The following is a 16,431-nucleotide window of genomic DNA, read 5'->3' as shown; positions in this document are numbered from 1 at the left end:
CGGCCATGACACTCGACGAGATCCATGCCGCTTTCCAAGCCGCCGTGCAGTCGGGTGCGCTCGGTGGCGACTCGCCCCCCGGCCTCGCCGCGCTGCTGGCGTCCCTCGGGATCGCGGGACCCCTCCCGCTGGAGGCAGGCGGGACGGGTATCGGCTCGGCCGAGGCCTGGCTCACCGCCACGACCACCTACCTGCGGCCCGGGTGGCGGTGGCGGCTGCGGCTGACCGGCAGCCTCCGGGAGGATGCCGACCAGGCAGACCTGGTGCTGGAACTCGTCTTCGACGCGGGCACGGGACCCTGGACGTTCGGGGAAGCGTTCGGCACGCTGCCGATCAGCCGGGTGCCGGCGGACGACGGTGGCGGCCTCGTCGCCGGCGAAAGTGTGCTCGCACACCTGGTCCTCGAACAGCCCGTCGTACGGGCCACGAACAGCCCGCGGGCGGCGGCCCGCCTGACGGGCACGCTGCCGCTGCGCGGTGACGCGGGCGTGCCCGGCAGCGACCTGCTCTCCGGGTACGCCGACCTGCTGGGGGACCGGCTCCAGGCCGACGGCACGGTGGACCTCCCGGCGGCCGGGCCCGTGGTGCTCGAACTGCGCGCAACCGCGCCCGGCGTCGGTCTGGGGATCGACCGGCCCGCCGTCGACGCCGTCGGCCTCGCGCTGACGACCACGTTCCCCGACCCGGCGCCGCTGCACGAACCGCACGCGGTGCTCTCCGCCGTCCTGTTGTTCGCCGACGTCGCGCTCCCGACCACTCCCGCGGACGTCGTCACCGTCAGCGGACCGCTGCTGACCGGCGACCACCTCTGGCCGGTGCGACTGGACTTCGCGACCCCGCTCGGACTGGTCGGCGGCATCACCGCGCTGACTGCGATCACCGGCGGGGGGTCCGGCGACTTTGAACTCCCCGCGGGGATCGCGGCCGTCGACGCGTTCGGCCTCTCCTTCATGGAACTCGGCATCACGCCCCCCGGACGCGGCGGCCCCGGCCTGTCGTACGTGACTGCGGGCATCGAGTCGGACGAACCGTGGGACCCTCCCGTTCCCTACCTCCTGATCGACAGGGTCGGAGTCGGATGGGGCTTCTCGTTCGGCGGTGGCGGCGCTCCGTTCGTCTGGGGCACGTTGTTCGGGACCATGACGTTCGGGCGGAAAACCGCCCCTTCCCTGGGCGCGGCGCCGTCGTACCAGGAGCGCGCCGCACGCGGCCTGCTGCCGCCCGCCCCGGATCTGCCCGACGTCACCGTCACCGTGGAACTGTCGCTGCCGGACCTGTGGTTCACCGCGTACACGGAGGGTCCGATCGAGGTCGGCTTCTCCCAGATCCTGGCCGTACTCCTCGGCGAGGCGCCACGGACCGGCGCGGACCTCACGATCGAGTCGCTGAGTATCGAGGGGTCGCTGCCGCAGAAGAGTCTCGGCGTCGCCCTCGACGTCGTCGGCGACTGGAGCCTCACCATCGGTGAGGTCATCCTCACCCTGGCCGGATTCGGCTTTCAGGTCGAGATCTCGCAGAGCGGCGTCAGCGGGCTGCTACGGGGAGTGGGGACGCTCACCGTTCCGGGCGCCGACCCGCCCGCCCCACCGGTCGAACTGTACGTCGAGGCCCGGTACCCGGGGGGCGGCGCATGGGTGCTCGCGGCCGGCGCGCGCGGGTCGGTCGACGTGCCGGGCCTGGTGCGGGGGCTGCTCGGGCGGGCACCGGACTGGCTGCGGGACCCCCGGTACGTCGACGTCGAACTCGCCGACCTCGGCATCCTGTTCAGCACCGCGTCCGGCCACCCCTTCTCCGCATCGGGCACCCTGTCGGTCGGCGTGCCCGAGCAACTCCTCGGGCTCGCCGTCCGGTTGCTGCTGAGCGTCGACATCGAGCGGCGGCTGTCGACGGCCTCCGCGGACGAGCACCTTGCGGTAGTCGCGCTCGGCACCCCCGCGGCGGACAGCGGCGCGCTGGTCAGCGGCAGCCTTTCGGGTACGTTCTCCGTCGGCGGCCTCGTCGTCGCCGCGTCGGTGTCGGTCACCGGCGCGGAGAAGGACTTCACGTTCGCCGTCACCTACCGTGACGTGTCCCTGCGCGCGGCGACCTCCTGGATCACCAGTCCCGCGCCGCGTCACGAGATCCTCACCGTGACCCTCACCGGCACCCTCGGCGAGCTGCTGGCCTACCTGGTGGCCCTGGTCAACCCCAACGCCACCTTCCGGCTCGACCCGCCGTGGGACTTCCTCGGCTCGCTCGACCTCACGGGGATCTCGGTGGTGGTGGACCCCACCGCGCAGTCCGTGGCCGCCGTCTGGAAGATCAAGCTGGACCTGGGGTTCGTCACCATCGAGTCGGTAGGCGTGCGCTACGACCACGCCTCCGGCAAGCCCGGCGTGAGGATCGAGCTGTCGGCACGCATGGCGGGGGACACCGTGGCGGTACCGCGGGTGTGGGACCCGGTCAACCAGGCTCCGCCGCAGGCGCCCGGCCTGGGCGACCGGCTCGTGTCGCTGCGATACCTCGGCCTGGGCCAGCACGTGACACCGGCGGCGCTCACCACGTACACCGGCATCTCCGCGGTGGTCGACGCGCTGGCCTCGGCCATGCGGCCCGTCGATCCCGTTCCGGGTCCGCCGCCTGTCGGCGCCGGGACGCCGATGCGGTTCGACGCCTCCAGCCAGTGGCTGCTCGGCCTCGACCTGACGGTCATGGACACGGTCGCGGTGAAGCTGGTGATGCACGACCCGGATCTGTACGGCGTCCTCGTGGAACTGAGCGGACCGCAGGCCGGACCGCTCGCGGGGCTGAGAGCCGAACTGCTCTACCGAAAGGTCGCCGACGGCATCGGTGTCTTCCACGCCCGGTTGCAGGTCCCCGACGCGCTGCGGCACATGGAGTTCGGCCCGGTGTCGGTGACCCTCGGCCTCATCACGGTCGACATCTACACCAACGGTGACTTCCGGATCGATCTCGGCTTTCCCTCGGGCGGTGACTTCAGCTCCTCGTTCGCGGTCGAGGCCGGCCTGTACAACGGCCGCGGCGGGCTGTACTTCGGGGTGCTCAGCGGTGCGACCTCGAGCAGGGTGCCCGCCGTCACGGACGGCACCTTCAGCCCGGTGGTCGAACTGGGCATCGGGCTGTCCGTCGGGGTCGGGCGGACCTTCGAGCGCGGCCCCCTCAGGGCCGGGCTGTACGCGAACCTGGTGCTGATCGTCGAGGGCGTACTGGCGTGGTTCCACCCCGCGGACGGTGACGGGGACACCGATCTGTACTACTGGTGCCGGGGCACGGTCGGCATCGTCGGGCGGCTCTTCGCCTCGGTCGACTTCAAGATCATCGGCTTGGAGATCAGCGTGCAGGTCGCTGCCATGGCGACCGTGGAGCTGGAGGCGTACCGGGCGGCCGTCGTCTCGCTCAGTGTCTCGCTGCGCGCCAGCGCGAGTGTGCGGATCGCCTTCTTCACCATCTCCTTCTCCTTCTCCCTCTCCCTGCAGGCGTCGTTCACCATCGGTGCCGACAGCGTGCCGCCGTGGCACGTGGCCTCCGGTGCCCCGGCGCGCCGCCTGCCGGCGTCCGTGCGTGCGGAGGTGGCGCCGCCCGCGGGCTACCGGTTGCGGTTCGACCCGGACGCGCGGGTCTTCCCGGACGGGCTGCCGCGGACGGTGTCCCTGACGCTGGTGCCCGGGTACACCGTCGCGGGAGTGCCGGCCGACTGGACCGGGCAGACGGTCCCGCCCAACGGCGACCCCGGCTACCGCCTGGTGATCACGCTGGTCACCGACAACGCCGTGCCGGCCGACGCGATGACGATCGCGCGGGCCCTGCGTCCCGACGTGACGCGGAACGCGCTCGCGGACACGCCGGCCGACGCGTCGTTCAACCTGCTCGCGGAGGGCCTGCTGCGCTGGGCCCTCGACGCGCTCGGCGTCGGTGGGTCCGACTCGGTCGTGTCCCTCGCCCAGCTCAGCGACCTGGTGCAGCAACTGGCCATGCCCGAAGCGGCCGGGTCCGGCTTCACGTGGCAGGCCGTCACCGGCTTCCTCACCGCAAACCTGCACCTCGTCGTCAGCGGCACGCAGGGTGCAGGCGGCTCCGACCCGGTGCCCGGGACGCCGTTCCCCATGCTGCCCGTCCTCACCTGGACGTCCACCGGCCTGCCGGATCCGGGCGACGCCACCAGGGATTTCGCGGCCCACCAGCCGGTCGACGCGACGTACGAGGCGGACGTTCTCGGGTACTTCGCCGACCTGGACCCCCGCCCCCGGCAGGACGCACCGGCACCGGCGGCGCGGTCGGTGGCCACGGACGGGGGCAGCGAGTCGATGGCCACATACGTGCTGCGGGACTACTTCCACCTCGTCACCCGCGCGGCGGCACAGGCCGCTGTCGACCTCCTGACCGCGTACCCGTACTCGGTGACCGGTCAGGAGAGCCTGCGTTCCGTGGCCGCCGGTTTCCCGGCGGCGTCCGCGGCCCTGCGGGTCGCCACAGGCGACACCGTGGAGAGCGTCGCCTCCCGCCTGCGCGTCACACCGAGCGAACTGGCCGCGCACAACCCCCGTCTGCCCGACGAGCTGGCCGCCGCCCGGCCCGGCGACGGCCTGGCCGTCGCCGTCGCCGTCACCCCGGAGTCGATCGCCCTGGCCAACCCCGACTGGCCGGTCACCGAGGGCAGCCGCGTCAACCTCGGCGACCTGCCGGTGCAGTCAGGCGGCCGCACGCTGTCCCAGCTGGTGCGCGACTACCGGCTCCTGGCCCCTGCGGACCCGGGGTACCGGGCTGCGCTGACCGCCCTGACCGGACACCTCGACGCCACCACGCCCCTCCTGCGGGCGGGCGCGACCGTGCCGGTGGCGGGGCTCACCGTCCGCAGCGACGCCCAGGTCGACCGGGTGGCAGCGGCCTTCTGGGTCCGGCTCGGCCACGTCCAGCCGCTCGACGTGCCGCGGGCGGACTGGTACCAGCAGGCGATCGTCCGGCTCAACCCAGGCGTGCCGGAGCAGGTGCCGCTCGACACGGCCCTCGACGTCCCCACCCGGTACGAGAGCACCGGGTCCTCCTCCTGGGCACCGCTGGAGGGCGACACCCTCCTCCTGGTGGCGGCCTGTGCGGCGCTGCTCCAGGAACCGGCGCTGGACCCGTCGTTCGCCTCCTGGCTCGGCGAGGTGCGAGCCGCCAACGCCCCCCGCCCACCGGGCGCGGTCGTGCTCCCCGCCGGCGCCACCGCCGTGGTCCAGCCGCAGGACACGCTGGCCTCGCTGCGGGAGCGGCTGCTGGCCGGGCCGGACGACTTCGCCGGATACGTTGCCGACGCCGACGTCCTGCTGCCCCTCGTCACCGCGGAGGTGCCCGGCGCGGTCGGCGAGACAGGGCCGGGTCTCACGCTGCTCACCCTGGGACAGCGCTACGGACTCGGCCTCGGGGACCTCGCCGCCCGGATCGCGGACGACACCGGGGTGCTCGCGCCGGTCGCCGGGCGGCAACTCGTCGTGCCCGACGTACCGGCCGTTCCGCTCGCCGACCTGGTCGCGGCGCTGCACGACGGGCCGGCCATGGGCTCGGTGAGCGGACAGGCAGCACGGTTCCTGCTGGGAGGTCTGTGTCTGCCGGCCCCCGTCCCCGAGGGAGGTGTCTACCGTGCTCGTGGCCCGGTGACCGGCCTGTACGAGCTGATCGGCCAGCAGGTGACCGGGCCGCCACCGCCACCGCAGCCCCCCACCGCCGCGGAACCCCCCGTGGTGACCGTCACCGTCACCAAGGTCGGGCCCGCCGACTGGCTGTCCTTCGCGCCGCCGGCCACCGGCGGAGCGCCTGCCGTGGGCGAGGAGCCGTCGACCGCCGTCGTCACCGTCACCGGGGCCGACCTGCGTGACCACTACCCCGCCACGGGTCTGCAACCCGTCGTGGTCGCCCCACTCGCACCGGTGCCGCTCCGGCACGACGCCGCCGTCCGCCATCCCGTCACTCAGGTCATTGCCTGGCACACCACCGCGAAGGTGGTGCTGCCGGCCGAGGCTGCGGCGCCCCCTACCCTGTGGCGGCTGCCCGCCGACCTCGTCGCACGGGCCGCTGCCGACTCGGCCGGCCCCCGTGTCCTGCTGGAGCAGACCGCACCGCAGGCAGCGAGCGGGGCACCCTACCGCGAGCTGGACGCCTACGCGTGGGCAGCCCTGTCGTCCTTCACCGTCCGCCGCATCCCCGGCACCCCCGGCACCGTCGAGGTGCTCGGCGCGGACGCCGCCGAACGCCGCCGGATCGCCGAGCTGCTGTCCTACCTGCGTGGCTCCGGCGACCGCGCACACCCCCTCACCGTGGCCTGGCGCCTTCCCGCGGCGCCCGGACGCACGGCGACCGGGCTGACGTCGGCGCCTCTGGACACCGACCGGACCTTCGTGGCCCGGACCAACCTGTCCACCCGGACAGCCGCAGGGAGGGCCGCGAGCGCGGCGACCGCAGGCCGCAACAGCGCCACACTCGGCGACGCCGAGGCGTTCCTCGCCCTCCTGTGGGAGTGCAGTACCGTCGGCGGCGGCGGTTACTGGATGGTTTTCGGCGGCGACGTCCCCGACGCGGCCTTCGACCAGGACGGGCTGGCCGAGCTGTCGCTCGTCGTCCAGCTCGCGTCGCAGGCCGAGCTGCGCCTGCACCCGTTCATGAACGCCGCTGTCGTGGGCGACGGCATCGACCCCGCCACGGTCGCCCTGACCGCGCGTGCCGCCGAACCCGGACCGTTGGACGTACGGCGTGCCGCGTCGGCCGATCCGGGCCGGGTGGGTTTTCGCGCGCGGTTCGGCAACCCCCTGGCCGACGACACCCCGCAGGGGCGCCTGCGACGCCTGTACGGGCTGCTCTCCTTCAGCCTCGGCGCCACGGAGGCCTTCCGCGGCTCCGGGGAGAGCAGGCCGGTGTCACCGCGCCCCGCCGACGACCCCGACGAACTGGGGCTGCTGACGGCGTGCGAGGAGGCAGAACCGGTCTGGGAGCTGAGCCGGATCGTCGACTCCGGCCGGTTCGCCCGCTCCCGCCTGCCGGACGTGCCGACCGCGCCGCCCTCCGAGGGCGACCCCTACGCCGGAGTGGCGGCGCGGTCCGGCATCCCGGTACTGGCCCGGTTCGGCGACGTGTTCGGCAACCCGTCTGCCACGGTGGGGACCGTGACGCTGCCCGTCCGCTACACCGATCCGGTCGTCGGCGTCGGAGGGTGGCCGTCGACCACCCTGCGCTACGGGGTCGATGCGGCGGCGGACGGCGCCGTGCTGACGGTCTCCGCCGACTTCCAGGCCGTCGCCTACCAGCCCGGACCGTCCGGTACCGCTGCCGACACCGCCACGGCAGCCGCCACCGGCCGCGAACAGCTGGTGTCCGTCCATCACCAGCTGGCCCAGCCCGACATCGCCGTCAGTGTGCTCACCTCCCTCCAGCAGGCGCCCGGCAGCGACCCCGTCGCCCTGGCCGTCGACGCGGACGTGCTGCGCCGGTACGCGATCGGCGCGCACGCCCTGCTCGACTCGCTGACCGCCGTCCTTCCGCTGCCCGCCACCGCGGCCCCTACCCTGGACGGGATCTGCGCCGCCTACGGTGTCGACCACGACGCGCTGGCCGCCGCCAACGCGGCCACCCCGCTGGACCGCCTGGTCTCGGCCACGGAAATGGCGGTGCCGGTGACCGGGGTGTTCCACGCCGGCGAGACGGTGACGGCGGTCTGCGCCCGGCTCGACCCGCCGCTCGACGCCGTGTCCGTCCTGCTCGACCAGGACAACACCGTCCTGCCGCTCGCGACCGGGGCCGAACTAGGCGTCCCGCGCCACCAGGTCCTGGTGCCGCTCGGTTCGCCCACCGCCGGCGACGTCGCAGCGCAGTGCGGCTGCAGCCTGGCCCGACTGGTCGCGGCCAACCAGGACCGTGCCGGGCTGCTGACACCCGGTTTCACCTTCGAGTGCAACGGGCTGCGGGTCGGAATCGCCACGGACCCGCCGCAGAGCGAGGCGACCCTGGCCGGGGTCGCGCTCCTCTTCCAGCAGAACGGTGTGCCGTTCGACGTGCAGCAGATCGTGGCGCTGAACTCGGACTCGCCCGGGATGTTCCGCTCCGGCGCGGCGGTGGACGTCGACGGGTACCTGGTGGCCGCCGGCGACACCCTGGCGGTGAACGGAGCGGGGCGTCCCCCGGAAGACCTCGCCCCGCTGAACACCACGACCGCGGACCTCTTCCCGCCGGGCACGCCCTTGTTCCTCACCGTACGGTCCGCACCGCTTACGGCCGGCGAGACCCTCGCGGAGTTCGCCGATGCCCGGGGCTGTACGCCCGGAGCCCTTCTGCGGCACAACGGTTCCCTCACCGTTCCACCGGCCACCCCGCCGGTCGTACCGGGCAGGTGGCAGTGGCCCGAGCGGCCCGAGGAGACGGTACGGGTGCCCTGCACGGTGCAGCCCGGCGACTCGCTGGACGCCCTTGCCGGCCGCTGTCCCGGAGCCGACCTGGTGACCGTGAACGCCACGATGCCGAAGACCGTCGCGCCCGGCGTGACCGTCACTGTCGACGGCGTCTCGGCGACGACCGCGGCGGCATCCTCCTTCGCCGAGGTGTGCGCGATGTTCGACCCACCGGCCGACCTCGCAGCCCTCCAAGCCGCGATCGGTGCCCGTACCGATGTCCTGGCTCCCGGCGCCCTGCTGGTCTGCCCGCCCGGCGTGGTGCCCACGGCCACGCCCGGCCTCCCCGGCACCACGCCGGGCGACGCGGCGCGTCCGTTCGGCGTGACGGCCGTGGCGCTGCTGGCGGCCAACGCCGGTGCACCGGACGTGCTGCTGCCCGGGCAGGTGCTCATGGCGCCCGCGCAGCCGGACGGCAGCGTCCCCACGCAGACCACGACGGAGTCGGACACGCTCACCGCGGTCGTGGAGCGCTTCCGCAGGCAGGGCGCGGCGGTCGCGGTCGAAACGGTCGTCACCGCCAACCTCGGCATCGGTTTCCTGCGCCCGGGCGCGCGGGTGCTCGTACCTCCCGCAGGCGCACGTCTGCGTGTGCACCTGCGGGAGTCGCTGCCCGGTGCACCGGGCAGGCCGTTTCCTGCTGCCGTCTTCCCGGTCACCGTGGCGCTGGACATCTCCCGCGATCCCACCCTGGTCGACCCGGACCTCGCCGGGAGCGCGACCCGGAACACGACCGCCGTCGCACCCGACTGGGCCGCCGCTGACGCCCAGGGCACCCGCGGCCTGGCGGACTTCGCCGGACGGCTGCGCGACGCACTGCCGGGTCTGTGGCCGGCCACCGGGCAGGCGTCGGACACCGACGTGTGGGCGGTGGACTTCGGACCGGGCGCCATCTCGGAGGTCTCCGTGCGACCGCCCGGGGAGAACGGCCAGCCGCGCGTGTTCGCCCTCCGCCCCCTGGCCACGACACTGTTCGGGCGCAGCGGTGTCCCCACACCGGAACTGGACCTGGCGACCGGGCGCCTCAGCGACACGGACACGCGCGACTACCAGGGAATCGACATGGAGGTGTGGGCGCGCAGCCTCCTCGCGGACGTCGAATTGCTCCTGTCGGCCGCCTACGTCCGCGGGGCCCACGCCGTCGCCCCGGCGGCCCTCGACAGGATCGCGGAGACCAAGAGGACGCTTGCGGCGGCTGTCGCCGCAGGACTCGACCGCGTTCTCGACGTCCCCGACCCCGCCGCGGGCGGCGCTGCCGCCGAGCGGGAGGCGGCGGCCTCGACGCTGCGCCAGGAACTGCTCGTCTCGCTGCCGCGCGGTTACGACACGGCAGCAGTCATCCAGTACGACACCAGGGTGACCTCACCGTGGACGGGGACGTTCGCCCGGCTCTCCGGGCACGCGGTGGGAGCGGCCGGGCAGGACGCCCCGGGGGGCTCCGCGGCAACGGTGTCGAACGGCTCGGTCTCCCTGACCACGGGCACCTCGCAGGTGTCGTTCCTGGTCAGCGTGCCCGACGCGGCCGCCCACCGCGAAGTCGACCTTTCCCTGCGATTCGCGGTCGTCGACATGGAGTTCGGGATCGCACCCGGCGCAGACGGCTACGAACGCTCCGACTGGCTCACCTTCACGGGAGGGCCAGGGGACCTGCCGCCCCAGGCCCTGGACATCGTGCTGGGCGACCCCCGGGTGCCCGTGCCGCTACGCGCCTACCCCGAGCCTCCCACCCTGCTCGACCACCAGGCCGTGGTGCCCGGTCAGGTCTCCCGGGTCGAGGACGCGGTGCGGTGGCGGTATCGCTGCGCCGTACGGCACCGGCCCGCCGAGCAGGACACCGTCGAGCTGACCGTGACCTACAACCAGCGCGCCGCGATGGCGGCGTCGGTGCGGAGCGACGACCTGTTCACGGCGCTGGCACGCTACGATGCCGTGTCCGCCCCGCTGCTGGGACTGCTGGCCGGCCTCACCGTCCGGGAGCAGGAGGACACGGCGGGGGGCGAGGTACTCGCCCGCGCGCTGGACTCCTTCGCCACTCTCGCCGACGACGTGGCGGTCGCGTGGAGCGGCCACTGGACGAGCGAGGTGCCCTCCGCAGTTGTCACCGGGCCACCCGGTGACGGCCCGGTCGCGGACGTCTACCGGTACGAACTCGGCGTGCTGTCGGAGGACGGCTGGTACACGTTCCTGAGCCTGGTGCGCTCGGCGGAGGCGGGTCCTGGGGACGTGGGCCTGCCCGACGTCGTGGTCGTCGCAGCGGACGGCGAGCGGATCCCCCTCGTCGCGGCCGCCGACCCGGCCGCCTGCGGGTGCACGGACACGGACTGCGCGTGCCTCGCCTTCCCCCCGCGGACGGTCGCGGCCTCCGTGCCGGTCACGTTCGAACTGACCTTCCCGCCCGTGCACATCGCCGGCTACCAGAACGCCTCGGCCCGCGCGAGGGTGACGCGTAACGCGCGCCTGCTGGGTCCGGAAGGTCCCGCCACCCGGGAGCCCTTCGTCTACCGCACCCCCGATGTCGGATACCCGGAACCGGTCGTGCCGTTCATCGACGTCACGGGGGTCCTTCCCCTCGGCCCCTGGCCGAGCCGCCCCCTCGATCCGTTGTTCGACACCGTCTTCGACGGCGACCCTACGGGTCGGACCATCGCGATCGGCATGCGGTACGAGCACACCCTCGTACCGGGAGACAGGCCAGTGACCGTCAGCCTCCCCGTGGTGCAGTCGCCGGCCGGCCCCTACGGCGACGCCACTGCCCCGGCGATCGTCGCCGCAGTCGACGACTGGCAGCAGAGCATGCGCCCTTCACCGGACGGCGGTGCCTGGGCCGTGCGGCTGAGCCTCTACTCGTCCCTCGACCCGGAACTGCGGCGCCCCGTCCTCCAACTCCGGCACCTCGCCTCGCCGCTCGCCGATCCTGGATGACGCATGCTCCACCCCGCCGCCGCCCGCCGCCTCATCGACCGTTTTCACCGCACCAGCCGACCGGAGGCCACCCGGGCCCGGGCCCGCATCCCCACTGGCCCCACGTCAGCCGTATCCTGACCCCGGTGCGTGTCACCAATCGTGTCCAGGCGGCACTCCTGGCCCGCGACGCCGAATCCACCCCATGAGCGCGACTCGCGGCAGGCTCGGCCGTGGTCCGGGAACGGCGGGGATGTCCGGTTTCGGGGCGGTGCCGTCGATCCTGCGGAACCGTGCCAGCATGGAAGCCCTTCCCGAACGGTTGTCTGGAGTCGCATGCCTGTCTCTTCCGTCCGTCCCGCCCATGGGCGCTCACCCTGGCCTGTGCCAGGGACGCGGGTCGAACAGCGAGACAGCACCAGCCCGGTCCGTTTCGGCTCACGGGCAGGCGTCCACGTGCCGGAGAGCGTCGACACAGCTGTCAGGGTGAGGCCGAAGGCGTTCGTGGGCGCCACACGCCTCGACGGGTGCTGAGGCGGGGGCGGATGGGTCCCGGGAACAAGCCCGGCCGAACCTCCTGGGCTGCGGCAGGCGTGCGTCTGGGACTTCTGGCGCTGGTCATGGCGGGTACGGCGGGGGCGGTGATCTGGGCGTCACCGTCCGGCCTGTTGAACCCTGGGGACGGGACACAGGGGAGCGGTCCCGACGTGCTCGCTTTCATCGGCGTGTACGTCCTGGGCATCTGTGTTTTCCTTCCCAAGCCCGCCCTGTGCGCTGCCGCCGGTGCCTTCTTCGGCCTTCGGACGGGACTGCTCGTGGCCGTTCTGGGGAACACCGCCGGTGCCCTGCTCGGGTACGGCGCTGCCCGGCTTCTGGGCAGCGATGCCCTCCGTCTGCTCAGCGTTCGCAGCCGTCACGTCGGTCTCCTGCGCCAGCGCCTCGCACAGAAACCCTTCGTCGGCCTGCTGTGGATGCGCATCACGCCCGGTATGCCCTTCGCGGCGGTCAGTGTGGCAGCGGGCTCCAGCCGGCTGCCGATTCTTCCGTTCGCTGCCGCCACAGCGCTCGGTACCCTGCCGGCCACCAGCGCATGTGTCGTCATGGGGACGACTGCCTCGTCACTTTCGTCCCCAGTGATCTGGGCACCCTTCGCCGGCGCCGTGGCAGCGGTCGGCGCTGTCCTCCTCGTCCGACGTAGGAGGAGGGCCCAGCCGTACCTGACCTCGGTGCCTCCGTCGAGTACCGGCGCGTCCGGGGCGGCACCCAGGCCGTCCGGCACCTGCTGGAAAGACTGACCCCCCGTCCCGGCCGGCCCGCCACACCCGCCTCGCCGTCCGGCGGGTGACACGCGGGTCGACCCGGAAGGAGAAGACCGGAGACCGGGGACACGTCAGTGCGCCCCTGTCGGCGACGGCGTCGGGGCCGCCGACCGCGCGATGACGCCGCTCGGCGCGGCGCCCGCCGCGAGATTCCGGATCGGGTAGCTCCGTGAGCGGCGGACCCCACGCGGGTGCCACTCCAACGCCGATCACCGTGAATCACGGTGGCGCGGACCCGCCCGCGGGCAGTCGGCGCGACGCTGCCCGCGCCGGATCTCGCCCGCGTCCTGTCGGTGTACGCGGCCCGGGTGCTGACCCCGCGCGGTTCCACGGCGGTGGCGGGTCTGGAACTGACGAGCGCGCTGCGGCCGCCGACCCGCGCGGTGAAGGACGAAGCGACCGGCACGTGGGTGTCCGGGACCGTCCCGGGCTCGCTGACCACACCGGTGGACCCGGCGGCCGCCGCAGGCCCCGGACGAGCGCCCCGTCGTCGCCGGGCTCTTCCCGTGCGGCCACCAGCGCACGCCCGAGCAGGTTCTCGACGAGGAGGCGTTCGACTGGATCCGCGACCCGCAGCTGCTCACCGGCGCCGAGTGCGCGAAGCAGTTCGCGGTCGGCGTCGACGTGAACACCGCGTTCCTCGCGGCCGCGAACCGGCTGGTCGTCGGTCCCGGCGCCCCCGAGCACGTGCGCGGCCCGCGGTTCGACAAGGCGATGCGGCGGCTGCCGGCTGGTGGACCTGTCCGGTACGGGCCTCGACCCGTGGCTCCCGTCGCCGTTCACGCCGCACGGCGAACGTCCGGTCGGCCCGGCACACCAGGACCCGGACGACGGCCCGGGCTCCGGGTAAGGGCCATCCGCGTCACCTGTGTCTCAGCGCGCCGAGGCTCTCGGCCTCTCAACGGTTTCTCCGGCTGGGTGCGCTTCGGCCGGAACGGCACGGTGGCGGCCGACGACTCGGTCGAACGGGAGAAGGACGTGAAGTTCACCTCGCTGCTGGCCGACCCCGGTGATCTTTCACAACACCCTGGGCGTCGCCGACGTCGGCAGTCGGCTCCAGGCGGGGGGCCGCCCCGTCGAACTGCTCGACCTCGCGCAGGTCTCCCCGTACCTGACCGAGCGCACGAAGCGGCGGCGCCGGCCGCCGGCAGAAGCCGCCCCGAGAGCGTGGCGGCAGGAGAGAGTGAGGGTGGACCGTGGTTGTGCCCGTGGTGTTCGACCAGGCCAGGTCCGGCACCACCTGACGGCGTTCACTCCGCCGCTCCCCCTCCAGGACACCCAGGCCTGCACCATGGCCGGTCCGCACACGGGCGTCACCGCGTTCCGCGGTACCGAGCCGCAGCAGATCATGGACTGGCTCACCGATGCCACGACCCCGCCGAGCGCGGGGCCGGGCGGTATGGGCTGCGTCCATTACGGCTTCGCGCAGGCCCCGGACTCGATCTGGCCGAAGGTCCGGGCCGCGATCGAGGAACTGCGCGACCAGGGACAGCGGGTGTACTTCACCGGCCACAGCCTCGGCGGAGCCCTCGCGATGCTCGCTGCGGCGCGAACGGTCCTGGAGGACCCCGAGCTGGCCGCCGACGGTGTCTACACCTACGGCCAGCCCCGCACCTGCGACCGCCTGCTGGCCACCGCATACGACAAGGGCCTCAAAGGCCGGGTGTTCCGCTTCGTCAACGACAGCGACAACGACAACGTCCCGACCCTCCCCCCCCCGAACCCGGCTACACCCACGTGGCGACGCTGCGCTACCTCGACCACACCGGGAAACTGCACACCACCGCCCCCGCCCTGGCAGGCGTGGCGGACAAGACGTCCGGGGCGGGCGTTCATCCACCCGACCCGCGCGGGCGACCAGGAGCCGGGAGGACCGGAGGCCGTCGTGCCGGACGCGACGGCAAGACGCGGTCGGAGCAGCGGCGGAAGATGCTGCGAGGACCGGTTGCGGCGTTCGATCTGGCACTGCGGCCGCCGGCGTCGACGTCGCGGCTGCGGGCGCTGGGGGACGACGCGACCCTCGCCGTGACCGACGCGAGCCACAGCACCGCGGCCGCGGACGTGCCGCTCGGCGTCACTAATGGTGAGTTGCTCGATCCGCATCCTGGGGATCCCCGAGCACCGGCCGTCATGGACCCTCTTTCGGGGGACTGGAGGACCGGCCCCACTGGTCTACGATCGTCGGCCATGACGGACGACCCGGCTTTTCGCACCTATGGCAGCGGCAAGTGGTGGGCCGGCAAGGAGTTTGCGACCACCACGCACCGTGATTACATCGAGGTGCGCGTTCCCCTGGAAACGAGGCGAGTGAGGTGGAGCGACATCCAAGCCTTCGAGGTCCGCAGGAATTGGCTGAGCGGCGAGTTCGTGGTGGTCCGCGTCACCTCCGGTCGCCGTATCGGCCTTCCGAATGTCGACTCCCGATCCGTATCCTCGGTCGCGGACGAGGTGCGGGCCCTGCGCGAGCTGTGGGAGCAACTGCGCGGCCCGGACTGGACACCCTCCCGGCCCTGAGAGAGATGTGGCGCGAGCAGCTCTCCCTCGCGGGTCTATCGTCCATACTCTCGACCGAACTCAGTTGGCCCGTGCGAGTGATGTCCGCGCAGCCTGCGGGACGGGCTGGGCCCCCCCGCGCGACACGGCCCGCCCGGCCGTGTCGTTGCGGACGGTGAAGGGCAACGTCTCGACGCTGACGCAGCCGGCTGCAGCCGCATCCTGGTGCACGGCCGGTGCCCCGGCGGCCGCGGTGCCGACACCACCCATGGAGCAGCACGGTCCTGCGCTGAGCGCTGCACCGGCGGCTGCGGCGATCGTGGGCAATGAACGACGCGTAAACCCCGGCCCGTGGGGACAGAGCCGGCGTCGCGTCAGATGACGCAGGTAGCGGCACCGCTGCTCCCGCTCTGCCCCGTGGAGACGCTGACCGTGGAGATCAAGGTGACCCAGTCGCGCGAGCCGGCCGACTACGCCAGGGCCTTCACCGGGCTCGGCTGTCCACGGCGACGCCGCCCGCGCGCTCATCCAGGCAGCAGCCGACGCACTGGGGCGCACTCCCGCTATTTCGCACAACTTTGTCGAGCCCGCATCCGGGCGGTCCGTAGCGTCGGAACACTGACAGACGACCGAACACGGAAAGGTGGGGCCATGCTCGCGCACACCGACGCCACCGCCCCCGACCCGGCTGCCGGCAGCACGCGGGCGCCGGGGTACGGGGTCCCGTCCCCGGCACTGCTCGCCCGCGCGGACCGCGGCTTCTCCCGGTTCCTCGACCGGATCGACGCCGACGACCTCGGCCCGGACGCCGATGCAGGCGCTGCCGGCGCCGGCAGCGCCAGCACGCCCGCCGCGGACTGACCGCCGCCCGCCGGCGCGACGACACGTTGAGTAGCAAGGTCCCCAGGTGCGATCTCGCGGGTGTGTGGCAGTGGCTGTGAGAGACAGTCGGTGGTGATGGTGTTGTTGCTGGTCAGCGTCTCGGGATCGGGTCAGCCGGACCGTCGCCGGGGACGCGACGGCGGCGCGGCCGTGCCGGTCGCGGAACAGCCGCCGGACCATGGGCGCGGTGCCGGGGCCCGGGTCGGGACCGCCAGTGCTGCCATTGCCGCGGGCGAGCGCGGTCTGCTCGGCCAGGGCGCGCAGTTGGACCCGGGCGGAGGCGGGGCGGTGGTCGGCGCGCAGCCACCACGGGTCCAGTCCGGTGTTCCGGGGCCGGTTCGAGCAGCCCGTGGCGTTCGAGGCCGGCGAGTGTCTGGTCGACGGTGGGCAGGGTGACCGGGGGAGCGGGAGCGGGAAGTGCG

5 protein-coding genes and 3 pseudogenes are annotated in these 16,431 nt (G+C 73.3%); all 8 read left to right on the top strand.

What is annotated here, in order from left to right:
- Window positions 1–5: 5 nt before the first annotated feature.
- The 8 genes and pseudogenes from ACH4PY_RS34740 (at window position 6) to ACH4PY_RS34705 (ending at window position 15,988) form a co-directional block, all read left to right on the top strand.
- Entirely contained in the window at window positions 6–11,336 is an 11,331-nt protein-coding gene (locus ACH4PY_RS34740; RefSeq protein ID WP_398192357.1) for a LysM peptidoglycan-binding domain-containing protein, read from the top strand.
- 3 nt (window positions 11,337–11,339) lie between these two features.
- Window positions 11,340–11,524 (top strand): annotated as a pseudogene (locus tag ACH4PY_RS34735) (DNA-binding response regulator); the annotation flags it as partial.
- Between the two features lie 498 nt (window positions 11,525–12,022).
- Window positions 12,023–12,610, top strand: coding sequence for a TVP38/TMEM64 family protein (locus tag ACH4PY_RS34730; protein ID WP_398192355.1), 588 nt, complete (start codon window positions 12,023–12,025; stop codon window positions 12,608–12,610).
- 278 nt (window positions 12,611–12,888) lie between these two features.
- Window positions 12,889–13,448 (top strand): annotated as a pseudogene (locus ACH4PY_RS34725) (transcriptional regulator); the annotation flags it as partial.
- A 477-nt stretch (window positions 13,449–13,925) separates the two neighbouring features.
- A complete protein-coding gene (locus ACH4PY_RS34720) occupies window positions 13,926–14,663 on the top strand; it encodes an alpha/beta fold hydrolase (RefSeq protein WP_398192354.1) in 738 nt (245 codons plus the stop codon).
- Window positions 14,664–14,821: 158 nt separating this feature from the next.
- A complete protein-coding gene (locus ACH4PY_RS34715; RefSeq protein ID WP_398192352.1) occupies window positions 14,822–15,148 on the top strand; it encodes a PH domain-containing protein in 327 nt (108 codons plus the stop codon).
- 396 nt (window positions 15,149–15,544) lie between these two features.
- Window positions 15,545–15,677, top strand: a pseudogene (locus tag ACH4PY_RS34710) (transcriptional regulator); the annotation flags it as partial.
- A gap of 101 nt (window positions 15,678–15,778) precedes the next feature.
- Window positions 15,779–15,988, top strand: a complete 210-nt coding sequence (locus tag ACH4PY_RS34705) for a hypothetical protein (RefSeq protein WP_398192350.1) — start codon at window positions 15,779–15,781, stop codon at window positions 15,986–15,988.
- The last annotated feature ends 443 nt before the right edge of the window (window positions 15,989–16,431 follow it).

It is taken from the genome of Streptomyces sp. NPDC021224, from assembly GCF_044332905.1.
Taxonomy (GTDB): domain Bacteria; phylum Actinomycetota; class Actinomycetes; order Streptomycetales; family Streptomycetaceae; genus Actinacidiphila.
This window is presented reverse-complemented; position numbering and strand designations above follow the sequence as displayed.